Genomic DNA, 17,189 nt, shown 5'->3' with positions numbered 1-17,189 from the left:
TCAAACAAAAGCTAGCAAGGGCACCACGAGACCACCCGCCAACGGCGGGTGGTCTTTTCGTTCGGAGAACGGCTGCCCCAGCGAAACGCCCGGAAGAGCCATGCTCGTCACCGCTCCTGCAGCCCCTTTCCCGCCAATATTCTGTCGCGGCTCTTTTCGATCCGCGAGACACGGGTGGCGGATTGCTTCGGCTGGGCGAAATGCAGCGCATAGCCGCGCTTGCGGCCGGGTGTCAGCGCCTCGAAGGCCTCCTGCAATTCCGGGTCCTCCTCCAGCGCGGCGAGAAGCTCTTCGGGGTAGACGATGTCGTCCTTCGGCAGGTCGACCTTCGCACCGGCTTTTTCGAGTTCGATCGCCTCGCGGACATAGTCCCGGATGGTGGTCTCGATTGCGGTGATCTGGTCGAGGCCGGTGAACTTGAACATGCGCACGGCGCGGGAATTGTCGCCGGGCGCGACGAGCAGACCTTCCGGGTCCTTGAGCAGCACGCCCCTGAAGAAGCCGAGCGCGGCATTCTCCTTGAAGCCCCAGATGATGGCGACGTTGCCGCCGTCATAGGTGTAGCACGGCCCGCGCCACTTGAATTCTTCCGCAAGCCCGCAGTCGAGCAGGATCGCCCTCAGCGCTCGCAGTTCCGTGGGCCAAGCCTTGGTGTCGGAGAAGAAGGCTTCGATCTTTTCGGCATCGGCATGCATCTGCAACTCCTCTCGTCGTTACGGAAGCAAAACGCCCCTCACCGTTCCCAGTCTTCCTTGTCACGCTTGCGGTCATTGCCGAGCTTGCGTTCGAGCTCGATCGCCTGGCGCTCGGTCAGCCGCAGGTCGAGGCTGACGGAGCCGTCCTCGCGGTCCTCGCGGCCGTCGACCACGGCGTTCTCGTAGGCCCAGGAGATCAGCGCCTGCTTGTCGGACGGGATGATCACCGTCGTTTCGGTGAGTACGCCCGAGAGCCGCTCGGAAATCACCGCCATCAGCTGGTCGACGCCCTCGCCGCTGATCGCCGAGACGGGAATGACGTTGGCGCGCGAGGCGGCCTTCTGCAGAATCGCGTCGTGGCTTTCCGGCTCCAGCCGGTCGATCTTGTTCCAGACCTCGATGATGCGCTCGGCCCCTTCCTTCTCGCCGATACCGAGCTCGGAAAGGATGCGCAGGACGTCCGACGCCTGCGCTCCGTTGTCGGGGTCGGACATGTCGCGGACATGGAGGATGAGATCGGCTTCCAGCACCTCTTCGAGCGTCGCGCGGAAGGCGGCGACGAGGTGGGTCGGCAAGTTCGAGATGAATCCCACCGTATCCGACAAGATAACCGTACGCCCGTGCGGCAGCTTCATGCGCCGGAGCGTCGGATCGAGCGTCGCAAACAGCATGTCCTCGGCGAGCACGCCGGCACCGGTGATCCGGTTGAAGAGCGTTGACTTGCCGGCATTGGTGTAGCCGACGAGGGCGACGATCGGATGCGGCACCTTGCGGCGCTTGGCACGGTGGAGCTGGCGGGTGCGCACCACCTGCTCCAGCTCCCGTTCCAGCCTGACGATCCGCTCCTGCAAGAGGCGACGGTCGGCTTCGATCTGGGTTTCGCCGGGGCCGCCCATGAAGCCCGCGCCGCCGCGCTGACGCTCAAGGTGCGTCCAGCTCCGGACCAGCCGGCCCTTCTGGTAGTTGAGATGGGCAAGCTCGACCTGCAGCGTGCCTTCCTTGGTAGAGGCGCGCCGGCCGAAGATTTCCAGGATGAGGCCCGTCCGGTCGATGACCTTGGCGTTCCATTCCTTTTCGAGATTGCGCTGCTGCACCGGGGTCAGCGGATGGTCGACGATGACGAGCCCGGCATTGTGCTCGTCGAGCAGTGCGCCGATTTCGGCGATCTTGCCGGTGCCGAGCAGTGTCGCCGGCCGCGGCTGGTTGACGGCCACGAGCAGACCCGCCGCGATCGTCAGGTCGATGGCGCGCGCAAGGCCGATTGCCTCTTCGAGGCGGGCTTCGTTGGATCGGGTCGGAGCAGGTGGCTGCGCCCCCGCACCGTCGGCCTGGCCCGCCGCAGCAGCGCGCGAGGGTTTCACCAGCGGAACGACGACGACAGCGCACATGTCGTCCCGGTGTTTTTCATCCTCCGGGACTATGGAATCGCTCTTGGTATCGCGCGTGTTGATTGCTTTTGACCCTATGAAGCCGCGTTCTCTTCGCTTTCGAACATCTGCATCGGCTGTCCCGGCATGATGGTCGAAATCGCGTGTTTATAAACCAGCTGCGAATGCCCGTCACGGCGCAGAAGGACGCAGAAATTGTCGAAAGACGTGACGACGCCAGTCAGCTTGACGCCGTTGATCAAGAAAATCGTCAACGAAATCTTCTGCTTGCGAACAGTGTTGAGGAAAAGATCCTGCAAATTCTGAGAACGTTCCGCCATGGCGCCGCTTCTTTCTTTTTTGCCGGTGCTTTGACCGGTGAATTATTGTTTGCGCGTGTCAGCCGACCAGGAAGTGCCCTTACGACCCCTTCGCGGTGAAGTTGGTATCAAATCGCAGTCTTTTCCGCAATGTCGAAAAAGGTCTGACGAATGCTTCGGGATACGTCGCCGGGATGACCGTTGGCGATGGTGCGGCCGTCGATCTCGACGACCGGAAAACAGATGCTGGTCGCCGCCGTGATGAACACTTCACGGGCCTCCAGCATCTCCTCGCGGGAGAACCGGCGTTCGACGATCGACACTCCGAGCTTGTCGGCGACACCCATCAAAGTCGTGCGGGTGATGCCTCGCAGGATGCCGGGGTCAGCCGGACGGGTGACGAGATTCCCCTCCTTGTCGACGATCCAGACATTGGTCGCCGCCCCTTCCGTCACCATGCCGTCACGGTCGATGTAGATCGCCTCCTGCGCGCCCGCTTCCTTCGCCTGCTGGCGGGCGAGGACATTCGGCAGAAGACCGACCGTCTTGATGTCGACGCGCTCCCAGCGGTTGTCGGGAAGCGTGATCGCCTTGATGCCGCTGACGTTCTTGGCGGCGATCACCTCCGGACTGGTGCTCTTTGCGGTCACCACCAGGGTCGACGGCGTACCGGCGGCGGGAAACACGTGGTCGCGCCGCGCGGCACCGCGGGTCACCTGCAGATAGAAGAGGCCGTTGCGCACGCGGTTGCGCCGCAGCACCTCGCGGATGACATGGGTGAGCGCCGCCCGCGTCATCGGCGGATTGATCCGGATCTCCGATAGCGAGCGGTCGAGCCGGTCGAGATGGCGGGTGAGGTCGACGATCACGCCGTGGCGCACCTCGCAAACCTCGTAGACACCGTCAGCGAACTGGTAGCCGCGATCCTCGATATGGACGCCCGCCTCGCCGTGGTTGACGTAGCGGCCATTGACATAGGCAATTCTCGGCATGATCGATGGAACTCCCGGCGATCAGAAGTACTGGATGGAGACGCGAAACATCTGCTCGACGTCGCGGATCGCGGCCGCGGTGACGAAGAGCACCACGCGATCCTTGGTCTTGATCCTGGTGCTGCCGTCCGGCCGCAGGACCGCGCCATCGCGGTAGATCGCGCCGATGCGCATGCCTTCGGGCAGCTCGAGATCACGGAACGGTCGCCCAACAAGTGGAGAGGTTTCCAGCGCCTCGGCCTCGATCACCTCCGCGGCGCCCTTCTGGACGGCGTAGACCGAGCGGATTCGCCCCTTGCGGACGTGCTGGAGCACGCGCGAAATAGTGACGGCCCGCGGATTGATATAGGCGTCGATGCCGATCGAGGTCGTCAGGTCCTGATAGGACGGATCGTTGATCAGGATCATCCCGGACTTGCAGCCGAGACGCTTGGCCATCGCCGCGCTCAGCACGTTGGTCTGATCGCTGTTGGTGAGCGCCACCATGAGGTCGGCATCCTGGATGTCCGCCTGCATGAGGACGTTCTGGTCGAGCGCTGAACCGTGCAGAACGATGGCATGGCGGAGCTGGTCGGAGACCGATACAGCCCGCTCACGGTCGCCCTCGATAATCTTGACTTTCATCCTCGGCTGCATCTCGTCGATGGTCCGGGCGACGAAATAGCCGATATTGCCGCCTCCGGCGATGACGATGCGGCCGGCCTCCTGCTCCTCGTGGCCGAAGAGCCCGAGAGTGCGGCGGATGTGGTCCCGCTGGCAGATGACGTAAGCGAGATCGCCGACCAGAAGCTGGTCGGTCGAATGGACGGCGTGGAGCCGGCCGTTGCGATAGATCGCGGTGACGGTCGCCATCAGGTCCGGGAAGAGCTGGCTCAGTTGGTGCAGGGGCGTGTTGACGACCGGGCAGTCCTCCATGCACTCGATCGCCACCATCGCGATATGATCGTCGGCAAAGCGCGCGATGTCGTTCGCGCCGGGGAAGGAGATGCGCCGCAGCACCATCTTGCCGACCTCGACCTCGGGCGAGATGGTGACGTCGATCGGCATGTTGTCGCGGCTGAAGAGGTCGGAATATTCCGGACGGAGGTAGCTCTGTGAACGAATGCGGGCGATCTTCGTCGGCACGTTGAAGAGCGAATGGGCCACCTGGCAAGCGACCATGTTGATCTCGTCGTAGAGGGTCACGGCGATGATCATGTCCGCTTGGTCGGCACCGGCCTTTGCCAGCACGTCCGGGTGGGCACCGTGGCCGACATAGCCGCGCACGTCGAGCGTTTCGGTGATGTGGCCGACCAGCGAGGCCGAAGTGTCGATCACCGAGACATCATTGTCTTCCTGGGACAGACGTTCCGCGATCCCGTAGCCCACCTGCCCGGCGCCGCAAATGATGACTTTCATGATGCCTCTTTCGACGGATGTGATGACGGCGGCTCGCGCCGCCGGGCTCGCTTATACGCCAAGAGACTTCAGTTTGCGATGGAGGGCGGAGCGCTCCATGCCGACGAATTCCGCGGTGCGCGATATGTTGCCGCCGAACCGGTTGATCTGGGCGATCAGGTAGTCGCGCTCGAACATCTCGCGCGCTTCGCGCAGGGGCAACGTCATGATGTGGGTGTCGTTGCGCGCAGAGACCTTCGGCAGCATGTCGGAGAGGTCCTGCGGCAGCATCTCCGCGGTGATCGGCGAATCAGGACCGTCGCCGTGGGCAAGAATCATCAGCCGCTCGATGTTGTTGCGGAGCTGGCGGATATTGCCCGGCCAGTCGTTCGCCTGCAGCACCGCCATCGCGTCCTCGCCGATCTTGCGCGGACGCACGCCCGCCTGCTCGCAGATCTGGCGCATGTACATGTCGACCAGGAACGGGATGTCCTCCCGCCGCTCGGCGAGCGCCGGCACCTTGATCGGCACCACTGCCAGACGATGGAAGAGGTCCTCGCGGAAGCGCCCCTCGGCAATCTGGTTTTCGAGGTTGTAGGCCGTCGACGAGATGATGCGGACGTCCACCTTCACGCGCTTCGAGCCGCCGACCCTTTCGAACTGCTGCTCCACGAGCACGCGCAGAATCTTGTTCTGTGTCTCGCGCGGCATCTCGCCGATCTCGTCGAGGTAGAGAATGCCGCGGTGGGCTTCCTCGAGCACACCGATGCGGCGCGGCTGGCCGGGCGAGCCCTCTGTGCCGAAAAGCGCAATCTCCATCCGGTCCGGCGTGATCGCCGCTGCGTTCAGCGTGACGAAGGGACCGCCGGAGCGGGTCGAACGCTTGTGGATCATCCGCGCCACCAGTTCCTTGCCGGAACCGGACGGGCCGAAGATCATGATACGGCTGTTGGTGGGGGCGACCTTGTCGATCGTCTGGCGCAACTGCGAGACGGCGACCGAGGTCCCGATCAGTTCCGCGGTGTCGCCGGCGCGCTTCTTCAGCTCCGAAACCTCGCGTTTCAGCTTGGAATTTTCGAGCGCCCGTTCGGCGATCAAAATCAGCCGGTCGGCCTTGAACGGCTTCTCGATGAAGTCGAAGGCACCGCGCTTGATCGCCGAAACCGCCGTCTCGATGTTGCCGTGGCCGGAAATCATCACCACCGGCAGCTCGGGATGGCGGGTCCTGATCTCGTCGAGCAACGACAGGCCGTCGAGCCGGCTTCCCTGCATCCAGATGTCGAGGAACACGAGCCGCGGCACGCGATCGGAAATTGCTGCAAGCGCGCTGTCCGCGTCGTGGGCTGTGCGGGTCTCGTGACCTTCGTCGCTCAGGATGCCCGAGACGATTTCGCGGATGTCTTCTTCATCGTCGACTACAAGAATATCAGAGGCCATGGACCTTTTCCCTGTCACTTTCACCTGCGGCGGAAACGCCGGCGTCGAGGCGCGGCAGGACGATCCTGATCATGGCCCCTCGCCCGTGGTCGAACTCCGCCGGCGCGTCATGCAATTCGAGCTGACCGCCGTGTTCTTCGATAATCTTCTTCACGATCGCGAGCCCGAGCCCCGTGCCCTTCTCGCGCATCGTCATGTATGGTTCCAGGATACGATGGCGGTTCTCGACCGGCAGACCGCGCCCGTTGTCGATGACGTCGACCACGAAGCTGTCCTGCCCCTCGTCATAGGCCGAGCGTACCAGCACCTTGCCGCCCCGCCGCTCTTCGGCCGGTACGGCCTCGATGGCCTCCACTGCATTCTTGATGATATTGCCGACCGCCTGTCCGAGCATGCGCGCGTCGAAGCTGCCTTCGAGCGGCTTGTCACCGAACTCGCGCAAAAAGGTTACGTCATTGTTACCCATCTCGCGCAGGAAGACCGCATCGCGCAGAATATCCCTCAGGTCGGACCGCTGCTTCGCCGGCTTCGGCATGCGGGCGAAGGCCGAGAACTCGTCCACCATGCGGCCGATATCCTCGACCTGCCGGACGATCGTATCCGTGCACTGGTCGAATACGGCGCGGTCGTTCTCGTCGATCTGGCGGCCGTAACGGCGCTTGATCCGCTCTGCCGAAAGCTGGATCGGCGTCAGCGGGTTCTTGATCTCGTGGGCGATGCGGCGCGCCACGTCAGCCCAGGCGGTCGAACGCTGCGCAATGACGAGATCGGTAATGTCGTCGAGCGTAATGACATAGGCGTCGGCGGCGCCGCGGGTCTCCTCGCGGGTCACCTGGACGCTCAGCGTCCGCTCCTTGCCGCCACGGATCAGGTTGATCTGCTGGCGGTATTCTCCGCGGTGGCGCACTGCAGCCTCTGCCATCACCCGATCGATTTCGGGTGCGACAATAGAAAGCTTCTTGCCGACGATCTCTTCGGACGACTGGGCAAGGAAATACTCCGCCGACGGATTGACGATGGTGATCACACCGTCGTCCTCGACACCGATCACGGCCGCCGTGACGCCCGACAACACCGCCTCGATGAAGCGGCGGCGATCGTCGACTTCGTCCTTGGCCTCCAGGATCTCGTCACGCTGGGTGCGGATCTGCGAGATCATCTTGTTGAAGGTGAGCGACAGGCTGCCGACGTCGCCATCGGCGGAGCGGACGGGAACGATGACGTTGAAATTGCCGGAGGCGACGTTGTCGGCGGCGCTGATCAGAAGGCGGATCGGCCGGACGATACGGTCGGCGATCGCGATCGCCGTCCAGATTGCCGCGAGCAGGACGATGAGGGCGAAACCGAGGTACAGTACGGCAAATGCGATCTGCAGCGACGTGCGGCCGGCCTCCATCGCCTTGTATTCGGCGGTGTTGTCCTCCATCAGCCGCATCGCCGCCATCACCTTCGGGTCGACCGCACGGATCGTGTAGAGGAAGGTGCCGGAGATGGAATCGAGCTTGATGATCGCGCCGACCAGATTGGTCACGCCCGGCGGGATCAGCGTCGGCTGGCCTGCAGCCGCGCTTTCGAGTGCGTCCTTCGGGATCGCCGGCAGGGGCTTGTCGGTCTTGATCTCGGCCTGGGTGATCGCCGAACCGTCCTGACGCACGAGGAAGGCGCCCAGCATGCCGCGCCCCTTCGCCTGGCGGGTCATGAGCTGCACGAAACCGGTCCGATCGAGGAAGAAGAGTGCGCGGTTGCGATCGAGGTCGTTCGCCATCGAAATGGTCTGGCCTTGCAGGTAGCTCGCGTTTTCGAGCATGTAGGCCTGCGCGACATTCATCGACGAGCTGACGATCGATTGCGTCCGGAGCGAGAACCAGCGGTCCAGACCGACGTTCAGCGTGATACTGGCAAAGATGGCCACGAGGATGGCGGGCGTAATCGCCACCACAGAAAAGAGCGCGACGATGCGGACATGCAGCCTCGCTGCCGCGCGACCGCGCGTGCGCGCCCTCACGAGACGGCTGACCTCCCGCCCGATCAGGAACATGAGTCCGACCACGAACAGCGAGTTCAGCACGGCCGACGCAATGAGGACATTCGAGGTCGGCGCGATAGGGGTCAACCCGAGCAGGACCGGCAACGTAAAGACGGCGCAGGCGAGCGCGCCGCCGGCAAGGACGAGGCCAGGCAAAGCGAAGGAGGCGCGGCGGTCGTTCACCAGTGCGGCGTCACCCTCCGCCACGGGATCGATCCTTCGGGTGTCCATCTCAAATCACTTCCCGCCCGCCGGGCCAATATCAGCGCTGTGCGCACCACAAAGGAAACAGTCTCGTCCGAACGGACGAACGAAACGGCCTGAGCGGACTCGGCACCGTCTCGTGACTTTTGAGCAACGTAATGTGGCGAAATTGCAACGGCACCCGGCGGGTGTCAAGCCGACCGGGAACTCCTGTAGACCGATACGCCGAGTTCGCGGATCTTCTTTCTGAGCGTGTTACGGTTGAGACCGAGCAGGTCCGCCGCCTTGATCTGGTTGCCGCGGGTGGCCGTCAGCGCCGCCAAGATGAGCGGGTATTCCATCTCCGTCAGCACGCGATCATAGAGCCCCGGCGGCGGCAAACCATCGCCGAAACCGGCGAAATAGCTGCGCATGTTCTCTTCCACGGCCTGCGCGATGGTCATCGGCCCCGACGCGACGCTCGCCTTGGTGATTGGGCTATCGGCGATATCGGAGCGCAGTTCGGATTCGATGATTTCCCGGGTGATGACATCCTGTGGATAAAGCGCCATCAGGCGGCGGACGAGGTTTTCCAGCTCGCGGACATTGCCGGGCCACGCGTAGGATTTCATGACTTCGAGCGCTTCCTGGTCAAAGCGCTTCGAATCAAGACCCTGTCGCTCGCCCTCCTGGATGAAATGGCGGACGAGGTCCGGGATGTCTTCGGCGCGATCCCTCAGCGGCGGCAGACGCAGCGGCACGACGTTGAGGCGATAGTAGAGGTCCTCGCGGAAAAGGCCCTGATTGATCGACTGCTTCAGGTCCTTGTTGGTGGCCGCCACGATCCGGACGTCGGTGCGGATCGGCGTGCGGCCGCCGACGGTTGTGTATTCACCCTGCTGCAGGACACGCAGCAGGCGCGTCTGCGCATCCATCGGCATGTCGCCGATTTCGTCGAGGAACAGCGTCCCCCCCTCGGCCTGCTCGAAGCGGCCGGTCGAGCGGGTCTGCGCGCCGGTGAAGGCCCCCTTCTCGTGGCCGAAAAGCTCCGACTCGATGAGGTCGCGCGGGATCGCCGCCATGTTGATCGCGACGAAGGGACCATTGCGGCGCTTGCCATAGTCATGCAGGGCGCGGGCGACGAGCTCCTTGCCGGTGCCGGACTCGCCTGTGATCATCAGCGTGAGATCGGTCTGCATGAGACGCGCGAGAACGCGGTAGATCTCCTGCATGGCGGCCGAGCGCCCGACCAGCGGCATGCCATCCTGCATGTCGTCGTCGACACGAGCCGGCTTCTTCTTCGGCTCGGCGAGCGCGCGGCCGATGATTGCGATCAGTTCGGTGAGATCAAAGGGTTTCGGAAGGTAGTCATAGGCGCCCCGTTCGGACGCCTTGATCGCCGTCATGAAGGTGTTCTGCGCACTCATCACCAGAACCGGCAGATCGGGCCTTGCCTTCTTGATGCGCGGCAGCAGGTCAAAGGCGTTCTCGTCCGGCATGACGACGTCGGTGACGACGAGATCGCCCTCGCCGGCAGAGACCCAGCGCCAGAGCGTCGCGGCATTGGAGGTGATCCGGACGTCGTATCCCGCCCGCGTCAGCGCCTGGTTGAGCACGGTACGGATAGCGGCATCATCGTCAGCAACAAGGATGGTGGCAGTCATCAGAGGCTTCCTGTGGAGTTCGCCGGGGTCGGGTCTTCGAGCGCGACACCCCGGGAGACGGGCATCAGCACACGAAAGGTTGTGCGGTTGGACTGGCTGTCGCATTCGACGATGCCGCCATGACCACCGATGATCTTCGCGACCAGCGCGAGGCCGAGTCCCGATCCGTTCGTCTTCGTGGTGATGAAGGGGTCGAAGAGATGCGGCAGCAGGTCGGCGGGAACCCCCGGACCGTTGTCGTGCACGCAAAATTCGAGCGGCAGCGAGATCTTCTCGCGCGAGCCTGCAACCGAAAGGCGGATGCCCGGCCGATAGGCGGTGGTCAGCTGGATTTCGCCGTCGGCGCGGTCGCCGATCGCCTCGGCCGCATTCTTGACGAGGTTGAGGAACACCTGCACCAGCTGGTCGCGGTTTGCGTAAACCGGCGGCAGCGACGGGTCGTAGCTCTCGGTGATCTTGATGTCGCGGGCAAAGCCCGCCTTGGCGATCGCCTTCACGTGGTCGAGCACCGAATGGATGTTGATCGGCTGGCGGTCCACCGGCCGCTCGTCGGAAAAGACCTCCATACGGTCGACCAGCGACACGATGCGGTCCGTCTCGTCGCAGATGAGGCGTGTCAGCGCCCGGTCCTCGTCGGTCACCGAGCTTTCCAGAAGCTGTGCCGCGCCGCGAATGCCGGAAAGCGGGTTCTTGATCTCGTGTGCCAGCATCGAGGCGAGCCCCGTCACCGAACGGGCGGCGGCGCGGTGGGTCAGCTGACGATCGATCTTGTCAGCCATCGAGCGCTCCTGGAACACCACGACCACGGAGCCCGGATCGCTCACCACCGGGGCCACGTAGAGGTCGACGAGCTTGTCCTCGCCGAGGCGTGGCGAGCTCAGGTCGACACGGTATTCGTTGACGGGTGCCCGCCGCTCCCGCACCTGGTCGATCAGGGCGAGCAGCGGGCTGCCGAACGGGATCAGGCTCGCCACCTGATGGCGGGCGAGATGGCTGGCGCTCGCGCCGAAGAAGGATTCCGCCTCCCAGTTCGCGAAGGTGACGAAGCCTCCGGCGTCGACGAGGATCACCGGATTCTGGATCGCGTTCAGGACAGTCAGGGCCAGGCTGTTGTCCCGGGTTTCCTGCGGTTGCGACATCAGGCGGCCTCCTGCCGGTCGTTTTCTTCTTCCGCCGCCTCTTGGAGCGCGCGAGACAGGGACGCGACGACGAAACGGGGATCGCGGGCGGTCATGATCTCGGCCTTGCGGGCGGCCGCGAGTCCCGGAGCAAAGCGTTCGAGATACCAACCCAGATGTTTGCGGAAATGGCGCAGGCCGACATCGGTCCCGTAATGCGCCAACATCAACTCGTAATGTTCGACGGCGATCGCGGCAATTTCCGCCCGTTCTGGTGCACGGGCGCCGGCAAGAACGCCGGCGTGCCACGGCCGCCCCTGGCAGGCACGACCGAGCATGACGGCATCGGCGCCGGACCGCCTCAGAATTTCCTCTGCGTCTTCGCAGCTCGAAACATCGCCGTTGGCGATCAGCGGGATCTTGACCGCGTCGCGCACTGCGGCAATCGCATCCCAGTCGGCGCGGCCCTCGTAGAATTGCATGCGAGTGCGGCCGTGGATCGTGACGAGCCGGATACCCGCGCGCTCGGCGCGCGCCGCGATCTCCGGCGCGTTGATCGAGTTCTCGTCCCAGCCGAGCCGCATTTTCAGCGTCACCGGGATACTCACCGCGTTAACGGTCGCCTCAATCAGGGAGAGAGCATGGTCGGGATCGCGCATCAGCGCCGACCCGGCATAGCCGCCGATCACCTTCTTGGCCGGGCAACCCATGTTGATGTCGATTACGTCGGCGCCGTTGGCTTCGGCGATCCGTGCGGCTTCCGCCATCCAGTGGGCCTCGCGGCCGGCGAGCTGCACGACATGCGGACGCGCCTCGCCATCGCGCAGCCGCATCCAGGATTCGGCCGCATTCAGCACCAGTTCCCGGCTCGCAACCATCTCGGTGACGACCAGTCCCGCCCCGAAGCGCCAAGCGAGCTGACGGAACGGCAGGTCGCTCACCCCGGACATCGGCGCCAGCGCGACGCGATTGCGAACGGTCACCGGCCCGATCTGAAACGGCATGTGAAGTGCTCTGGATTGCAAATGATTATCTTTCAGGCACGGATCGGATTTGCACTATTTTTAGCCAGCCTTGAGCGACTTGCCAAGCGAAAACCGCCGAACGGAACAAAAATTCGGCGCACTCTGGAAATCCTGGCGCCGACGCTCTACTGCTCCCTTACGTGTTATTTGTGTCAGGAACAATCTCCGCGTATGGCAAATTTCGAGGCCCTTTCAATCGCTGTCATCGCGGTCGCTGCAGGGCGCGGCGAGCGGGCCGGCGCTTCCGCGGAAGGGCCGAAGCAGTATCGCCGCATCGGCGGAAAGCCGGTGATCTCCCATACACTTCAGCGCTTTGTCGACTGGCCGGCAACGGGTCCGATCGTCGCAGTCATCCATCCCGATGACGAGGCGCTGTTCGAGGATGCTTGCCGGTATCTGAAAGGCGGACGGGACATCGTCGTCACCTTCGGCGGGCGCACGCGCCAGCAGTCGGTCGAAGCCGGCCTGAAGGCGCTTGCCGGCCGCGACGTCACCCATGTGATGATCCAGGACGCCGTCAGGCCCTTCGTCGATACGGCGATGCTGGAGCGTATCCGCGCCGCCTTCGAGGACGGTGCCGAGGCCGTACTGCCGGCTATTCCGGTCACCGACACGCTGAAACGCGGCTCGGCCGAAGGGCTCGTGATCGAGACAGTGCCCCGCACCGGGCTCTATGCGGCCCAAACACCCCAGAGCTTCGGCTTTCCGGCGATCATGGCCGCGCATGCACGCGCCGCCTCGGAGGGACGGGACGATTTCACCGACGATGCCGCCATCGCGGAATGGGCCGGCATCCCCGTCCGTCTGGTCGAGGGGTCGCCGGACAACGTCAAACTCACCGTCCAGCGGGATATCGCCATGGCCGACGCCAGACTCTCCTCCTCCGCCCTTCCCGACGTGCGTACCGGCAACGGCTATGACGTGCACCAGCTGGAGGCCGGTGACGGCGTCACGCTCTGCGGCGTCTTCATTCCGCACGACCAGAGGCTCAAGGGACATTCCGACGCCGACGTCGCCCTGCACGCCCTGACCGACGCGCTGCTCGCCACCTGCGGCGCCGGCGACATCGGCGACCATTTCCCGCCCTCCGATCCGCAATGGAAGGGCGCGCCCTCGCGCATCTTTCTCGAACACGCGGCAAAGATCGTCCGCGACAACGGCGGCACGATCATGAACGCCGACATCTCGCTGATCGCCGAGGCCCCCAAGGTCGGGCCGCACCGCCAGGCGATGCGGGAGAAGCTCTCGGAGATTCTCGGCATCTCGCTCGACCGCTGCTCCGTCAAGGCGACCACCAACGAGAAGATCGGCTTTGTCGGGCGGCGCGAAGGGATCGCCGCGATCGCAACCGCGACCGTCGTCTATGGAGGTGCCAAGGCATGACGGTCTTTCCACCGGAGATCGAAGCGCTTGCCTCACGCATCGTAAGTGAATTTACGCAACGCAACTTGAAGGTCGCCACCGCCGAATCCTGCACCGGCGGACTGATCGCCGGGACACTTACCGAGATTTCCGGCTCGTCGGCCGTCGTCGATCGCGGCTTCGTTACCTATTCGAACCGCGCGAAGGTGGAAATGCTCGGCGTCGACAAGGCCGTGCTCGACTCGTTCGGCGCAGTCTCCCGCGAGACGGCGCTGCAGATGGCGGCCGGCGCTCTTCGTCACTCGGGGGCCGATCTCGCGGTCGCGGTGACCGGCGTTGCCGGCCCGACCGGCGGTAGTGCCGAAAAGCCCGTCGGTCTCGTGCACATCGCGGCACGGCGCCGCGACGGCCGGGTCATCCACCGTGAAATGCGCTACGGCGATCTCGGCCGCGCTGAAATACGTCTCGCGACGGTTCGCACCGCGCTTCAAATGCTGATCGAGGCCGCGGGCTGAGATGTTCTGGACGCGCTGGATCGGGGAAATCGCCGGCACCGTGCCGCAGGCGGCCCTGGCGCTCTGCGTGACGGCGTCGACCGTGCCGGCCGCATCCTCACCCTATGCCCCTGGATCCATTGCGCCGAGACCCGACCAAGCGACACTCGATCGGGCACTCACAAGATTCTATGGACAGTGGAAGTCGGTCTATCTTCGCGAAGGCTGCGGCGAAGGCCGCGTCCTGGTGCGTACCGATGGCGACGGCAAGCCCACCTATGGCGGCTCGGCCGAGACGACGATCACGGTTTCCGAGGCCCATGGCTACGGCATGCTCGCGACCGTCATGATGGCGGATTTCGATGACGACGCCCATCGCCTGTTCGACGGTATGGTCCGCTTCTTCCACGACCATCCGGCCCGTTCAGATCCGGGCCTGATGGCCTGGAATCAGGTGGCGGATTGCACGGACGCCGGCGAGGACGTCCGGGGCACCAGCAGCGCGACCGACGGCGATCTCGACATCGCCTATGCCATGCTGCTCGCCGAGCGCCGCTGGGGCAATGACGGTACGTTCCATTATGGCGCCGAGGCGCGGCACATGCTCGCAGCCATTCTCGCCCATGAAGTCGACCTGCCCGGCAATATGCTGCTGATCGGCGATTGGGCCAAGACGGGAGACGGCGCGACCTATGCCGCGACGACGCGTTCGTCGGACTTCATGCAGTCCCATTTCGCCGCCTTCGCCGAACGAACGGGTGATAGGCGCTGGCTTGACCTGCGCGACGCGATCTATGGCGTCATGGCCACCGTCGGCGAGAAATACTCCCCCCGCACCGGCCTCATGCCCGACTTCATCGTTGGCCTTCCGGACCAGCCGAAACCCGCGCCGAGCGGCTTTCTCGAAGGCGACTACGATGGCGCCTATTCGTGGAATGCCGCCCGTTATCCGTGGCGGGTCGGTCTGGATTTCCTGCTCACCGGCGACGAGCGGGCACACAAGGCTCTGCGCCCACTGAACGCCTGGGCAAGACAGACGACCGAGGGCCGGCCGGAGCGCTTCGCCGACACCTACCGACTGAACGGAAAACCCGCGCCGGACGCCGGCCACGACCAAATGGCCTTCATCTCTATGCTGACCGTTTCCGCCATGATCGATTCCGAAAATCAGGACTGGCTCGATGCCCTGTGGGCCGCGATGGAGAGCAGGCCCCTCGCCGAGGAAGACTACTTCGGCAATACGCTGAAACTGATGGCGATGATCGCCGTCACCGGCCACTGGGCCAAGCCCTGAGCGCACGAGAGCATTTCCGGCTAATTCGGAGTTGTTCTGACAGAGCGAATTTGCGGCAAGATCAAGCAGAGACACGACGCGCATATCCATAGATACGGTAGAGCAGCTTTGCGCCAGTATTGCCGCAAAGGCGACCGTCCCTTCGGGTTTCCGATTGACAGGCGCCCGATGGCGCGCATCGCGCTGCGACCGGCTCACCACCGGATCGCACGCACCAATCGGGAAACGGAACCGGCCCCGAATTGACCGGAAATGCCCTAGGCGGCGTAGATCTCGTCCGCCCGCTTCTCGAACGCTTCGGAGAACATCCGGAAGGCGCGGTCGAACATCGAGCCCACGACTGCGCCGAGGATGCGGCTCTTGAACTCGTAATCGATGAAGAAATGCACCGAGCAACCGCCCTCGCCCGCCGGCTCGAAACGCCAGCGGTTGTCAAGATATCTGAACGGACCCTCGATATACTTGACGTCGATCACGTGCTCAGCCGGCACGAGAAGCACCTGGGTCGTGAACGTCTCGCGGATCGCCTTGTAGCCGACGGTCATGTCGGCGACGAGCAGCGTCTTGTCGTCCCGCTCCCGTCGCGTGCGGATCGTGAGCGCCTCGCACAGCGGCAGGAACTCGGGATAGCGCTCGACATCGGCGACGAGCGCATACATCTGGCCGGGCGAGTGCTTGACGATACGGCGGGTTTCGAACTGGGGCATGACCGAGAGCTAATCAGCTTTATCCGGATTGGCAAGAAGCCACTCTCCGGAGAACGCTGGTTTCAAAAAGCAAGACCGTATCCTCGACACCGGTCGCCGATCCCGCAACCGAACCTACGGAAGGGAACCTCAGCGCGCGGCCTGAAGCTTCTCCCGCGCCGCCCGAAGCCGCGCGAAATCGTCGCCGGCGTGATGGGATGAGCGCGTGAGCGGGCTTGCCGACACCATCAGGAAGCCCTTCGAATAGGCGACCGTCTCGTAGGACTTGAATTCGTCGGGGGTGACGAAGCGCTCGACCTTGTGATGCTTGCGGGTCGGCTGCAGGTATTGGCCGATCGTCAGGAAGTCGACATCGGCGGTCCTGAGATCATCCATGAGCTGGAGCACCTCGTTGCGCTCCTCGCCGAGACCGACCATGATACCGGACTTGGTGAACATGGTCGGGTCGAGTTCCTTCACCCGCTGCAAGAGCCGGATCGAGTGGAAATAACGCGCGCCGGGGCGGACCGTCAGGTAGTTGCCGGCAACGGTTTCCAGGTTGTGATTGAAGACGTCCGGCTTGGCGGCGACGACACGCTCGAGCGCGCCCGGCTTCTTCAGGAAGTCCGGCGTCAGGATTTCGATCGTCGTTTCCGGGGAAGCGGCGCGGATCGCCCAGATCACCTTCTCGAAATGCTCGGCGCCACCGTCCTCCAGATCGTCGCGGTCGACCGAGGTGATGACGACGTGGGTGAGGCCCATCTGCTTCACCGCCTTGGCGACGTTCTCGGGCTCGTCCTGATCGAGCGCGTTCGGCTTGCCGGTCGCGACGTTGCAGAAGGCACAGGCGCGGGTGCATATCTCGCCCATGATCATGAAGGTGGCGTGCTTCTTGTCCCAGCATTCGCCGATGTTCGGGCAGCCGGCTTCCTCGCAGACCGTCACCAGCTTGTGCGAGCGCACGAGATCGCGCGTCTCCGCATAGCCCTTGGAGGTCGGTGCCTTGACGCGGATCCATTCGGGTTTGCGCAGCACTTCCGTATCCGGCCTGTGGGCCTTCTCCGGATGCCGGACGCGCTTTTCCTCAGGGGTCATCCGGTCGAGGATCGTAACCATGTCTACCTGCCTTTTGCCGCTCCAGGCGGCTCC

Annotated in this window: 15 protein-coding genes; 3 read left to right on the top strand and 12 right to left on the bottom strand. The window is 64.0% G+C overall.

Annotation, left to right across the window (positions count from 1 at the left end):
* Window positions 1-107: 107 nt before the first annotated feature.
* The 10 genes from DFR48_RS11165 to dusB all read right to left on the bottom strand — a co-directional run bounded on the left by DFR48_RS11165 (window position 108) and on the right by dusB (window position 12,183).
* Window positions 108-695: a YdeI/OmpD-associated family protein gene (locus DFR48_RS11165; protein WP_114363217.1), complete on the bottom strand. Its 588-nt coding sequence runs from the start codon at window positions 693-695 to the stop codon at window positions 108-110.
* Window positions 696-733: 38 nt separating this feature from the next.
* On the bottom strand, window positions 734-2,083 hold the full coding sequence (gene hflX / locus DFR48_RS11160; protein WP_114363216.1) for a GTPase HflX: 1,350 nt from the start codon (window positions 2,081-2,083) through the stop codon (window positions 734-736).
* Window positions 2,084-2,157: 74 nt separating this feature from the next.
* On the bottom strand, window positions 2,158-2,403 hold the full coding sequence (gene hfq / locus DFR48_RS11155; protein ID WP_112689690.1) for an RNA chaperone Hfq: 246 nt from the start codon (window positions 2,401-2,403) through the stop codon (window positions 2,158-2,160).
* A gap of 107 nt (window positions 2,404-2,510) precedes the next feature.
* Window positions 2,511-3,374, bottom strand: a complete 864-nt coding sequence (locus tag DFR48_RS11150) for a D-amino-acid transaminase (protein WP_114363215.1) — start codon at window positions 3,372-3,374, stop codon at window positions 2,511-2,513.
* A gap of 21 nt (window positions 3,375-3,395) precedes the next feature.
* Window positions 3,396-4,772 carry a Trk system potassium transporter TrkA gene (trkA, locus tag DFR48_RS11145; RefSeq protein ID WP_114363214.1) on the bottom strand — a complete coding sequence of 459 codons (1,377 nt, stop codon included), beginning with the start codon at window positions 4,770-4,772 and terminating at the stop codon, window positions 3,396-3,398.
* A gap of 51 nt (window positions 4,773-4,823) precedes the next feature.
* On the bottom strand, window positions 4,824-6,188 hold the full coding sequence (ntrX, locus tag DFR48_RS11140; protein WP_114363213.1) for a nitrogen assimilation response regulator NtrX: 1,365 nt from the start codon (window positions 6,186-6,188) through the stop codon (window positions 4,824-4,826).
* Window positions 6,178-8,445, bottom strand: a complete 2,268-nt coding sequence (locus DFR48_RS11135) for a sensor histidine kinase NtrY-like (RefSeq protein WP_114363212.1) — start codon at window positions 8,443-8,445, stop codon at window positions 6,178-6,180. Before DFR48_RS11135 ends, ntrX begins: the two co-directional genes overlap by 11 nt.
* Window positions 8,446-8,609: 164 nt before the next feature.
* Complete coding sequence (ntrC, locus tag DFR48_RS11130) at window positions 8,610-10,061, bottom strand: nitrogen regulation protein NR(I) (protein WP_114363211.1); 1,452 nt, start codon at window positions 10,059-10,061, stop codon at window positions 8,610-8,612.
* Complete coding sequence (locus DFR48_RS11125) at window positions 10,061-11,200, bottom strand: two-component system sensor histidine kinase NtrB (RefSeq protein ID WP_114363210.1); 1,140 nt, start codon at window positions 11,198-11,200, stop codon at window positions 10,061-10,063. The genes ntrC and DFR48_RS11125 overlap by 1 nt, the downstream gene beginning before the upstream one ends.
* Window positions 11,200-12,183: a tRNA dihydrouridine synthase DusB gene (dusB, locus tag DFR48_RS11120; protein ID WP_114363209.1), complete on the bottom strand. Its 984-nt coding sequence runs from the start codon at window positions 12,181-12,183 to the stop codon at window positions 11,200-11,202. Before dusB ends, DFR48_RS11125 begins: the two co-directional genes overlap by 1 nt.
* A gap of 192 nt (window positions 12,184-12,375) precedes the next feature.
* On the opposite strand from dusB, the gene DFR48_RS11115 reads away from it, so the two are divergent.
* From DFR48_RS11115 to DFR48_RS11105, 3 genes are read left to right on the top strand one after another with little or no spacing between them, the layout of a single operon-like run.
* Window positions 12,376-13,587 (top strand): bifunctional 2-C-methyl-D-erythritol 4-phosphate cytidylyltransferase/2-C-methyl-D-erythritol 2,4-cyclodiphosphate synthase, encoded by a 1,212-nt coding sequence (locus tag DFR48_RS11115; protein WP_114363208.1) that lies wholly within the window; start codon window positions 12,376-12,378, stop codon window positions 13,585-13,587.
* Window positions 13,584-14,081 carry a CinA family protein gene (locus DFR48_RS11110; RefSeq protein ID WP_114363207.1) on the top strand — a complete coding sequence of 166 codons (498 nt, stop codon included), beginning with the start codon at window positions 13,584-13,586 and terminating at the stop codon, window positions 14,079-14,081. The genes DFR48_RS11115 and DFR48_RS11110 overlap by 4 nt, the downstream gene beginning before the upstream one ends.
* 1 nt (window position 14,082) lies before the next feature.
* Window positions 14,083-15,354 (top strand): family 8 glycosyl hydrolase, encoded by a 1,272-nt coding sequence (locus DFR48_RS11105; RefSeq protein WP_114363206.1) that lies wholly within the window; start codon window positions 14,083-14,085, stop codon window positions 15,352-15,354.
* Window positions 15,355-15,611: 257 nt separating this feature from the next.
* Here the strand turns inward: DFR48_RS11105 and DFR48_RS11100 are convergent, their stop codons facing one another.
* Together DFR48_RS11100 and lipA are read right to left on the bottom strand one after the other, a co-directional pair.
* Window positions 15,612-16,061: a type II toxin-antitoxin system RatA family toxin gene (locus DFR48_RS11100; RefSeq protein WP_114363205.1), complete on the bottom strand. Its 450-nt coding sequence runs from the start codon at window positions 16,059-16,061 to the stop codon at window positions 15,612-15,614.
* Between the two features lie 129 nt (window positions 16,062-16,190).
* Window positions 16,191-17,156 carry a lipoyl synthase gene (lipA, locus tag DFR48_RS11095; RefSeq protein ID WP_114363204.1) on the bottom strand — a complete coding sequence of 322 codons (966 nt, stop codon included), beginning with the start codon at window positions 17,154-17,156 and terminating at the stop codon, window positions 16,191-16,193.
* Window positions 17,157-17,189: the final 33 nt, after the last annotated feature.

It is taken from the genome of Ciceribacter lividus (assembly GCF_003337715.1).
GTDB classification, from domain to species: Bacteria; Pseudomonadota; Alphaproteobacteria; order Rhizobiales; family Rhizobiaceae; genus Allorhizobium; species Allorhizobium lividum.
Note: the sequence above shows the minus strand (reverse complement) of the source record. Positions and strands in the feature narration are given on the sequence as shown.

Coding starts and splice junctions, on each gene's coding strand:
- DFR48_RS11165 (WP_114363217.1), bottom strand. CDS start 695: ATGCATGCCGATGCCGAAAAGATCGAAGCCTTCTTCTCCGACACCAAG.
- hflX (WP_114363216.1), bottom strand. CDS start 2,083: ATGTGCGCTGTCGTCGTCGTTCCGCTGGTGAAACCCTCGCGCGCTGCT.
- hfq (WP_112689690.1), bottom strand. CDS start 2,403: ATGGCGGAACGTTCTCAGAATTTGCAGGATCTTTTCCTCAACACTGTT.
- DFR48_RS11150 (WP_114363215.1), bottom strand. CDS start 3,374: ATGCCGAGAATTGCCTATGTCAATGGCCGCTACGTCAACCACGGCGAG.
- trkA (WP_114363214.1), bottom strand. CDS start 4,772: ATGAAAGTCATCATTTGCGGCGCCGGGCAGGTGGGCTACGGGATCGCG.
- ntrX (WP_114363213.1), bottom strand. CDS start 6,188: ATGGCCTCTGATATTCTTGTAGTCGACGATGAAGAAGACATCCGCGAA.
- DFR48_RS11135 (WP_114363212.1), bottom strand. CDS start 8,445: ATGGACACCCGAAGGATCGATCCCGTGGCGGAGGGTGACGCCGCACTG.
- ntrC (WP_114363211.1), bottom strand. CDS start 10,061: ATGACTGCCACCATCCTTGTTGCTGACGATGATGCCGCTATCCGTACC.
- DFR48_RS11125 (WP_114363210.1), bottom strand. CDS start 11,200: ATGTCGCAACCGCAGGAAACCCGGGACAACAGCCTGGCCCTGACTGTC.
- dusB (WP_114363209.1), bottom strand. CDS start 12,183: ATGCCGTTTCAGATCGGGCCGGTGACCGTTCGCAATCGCGTCGCGCTG.
- DFR48_RS11115 (WP_114363208.1), top strand. CDS start 12,376: ATGGCAAATTTCGAGGCCCTTTCAATCGCTGTCATCGCGGTCGCTGCA.
- DFR48_RS11110 (WP_114363207.1), top strand. CDS start 13,584: ATGACGGTCTTTCCACCGGAGATCGAAGCGCTTGCCTCACGCATCGTA.
- DFR48_RS11105 (WP_114363206.1), top strand. CDS start 14,083: ATGTTCTGGACGCGCTGGATCGGGGAAATCGCCGGCACCGTGCCGCAG.
- DFR48_RS11100 (WP_114363205.1), bottom strand. CDS start 16,061: ATGCCCCAGTTCGAAACCCGCCGTATCGTCAAGCACTCGCCCGGCCAG.
- lipA (WP_114363204.1), bottom strand. CDS start 17,156: ATGGTTACGATCCTCGACCGGATGACCCCTGAGGAAAAGCGCGTCCGG.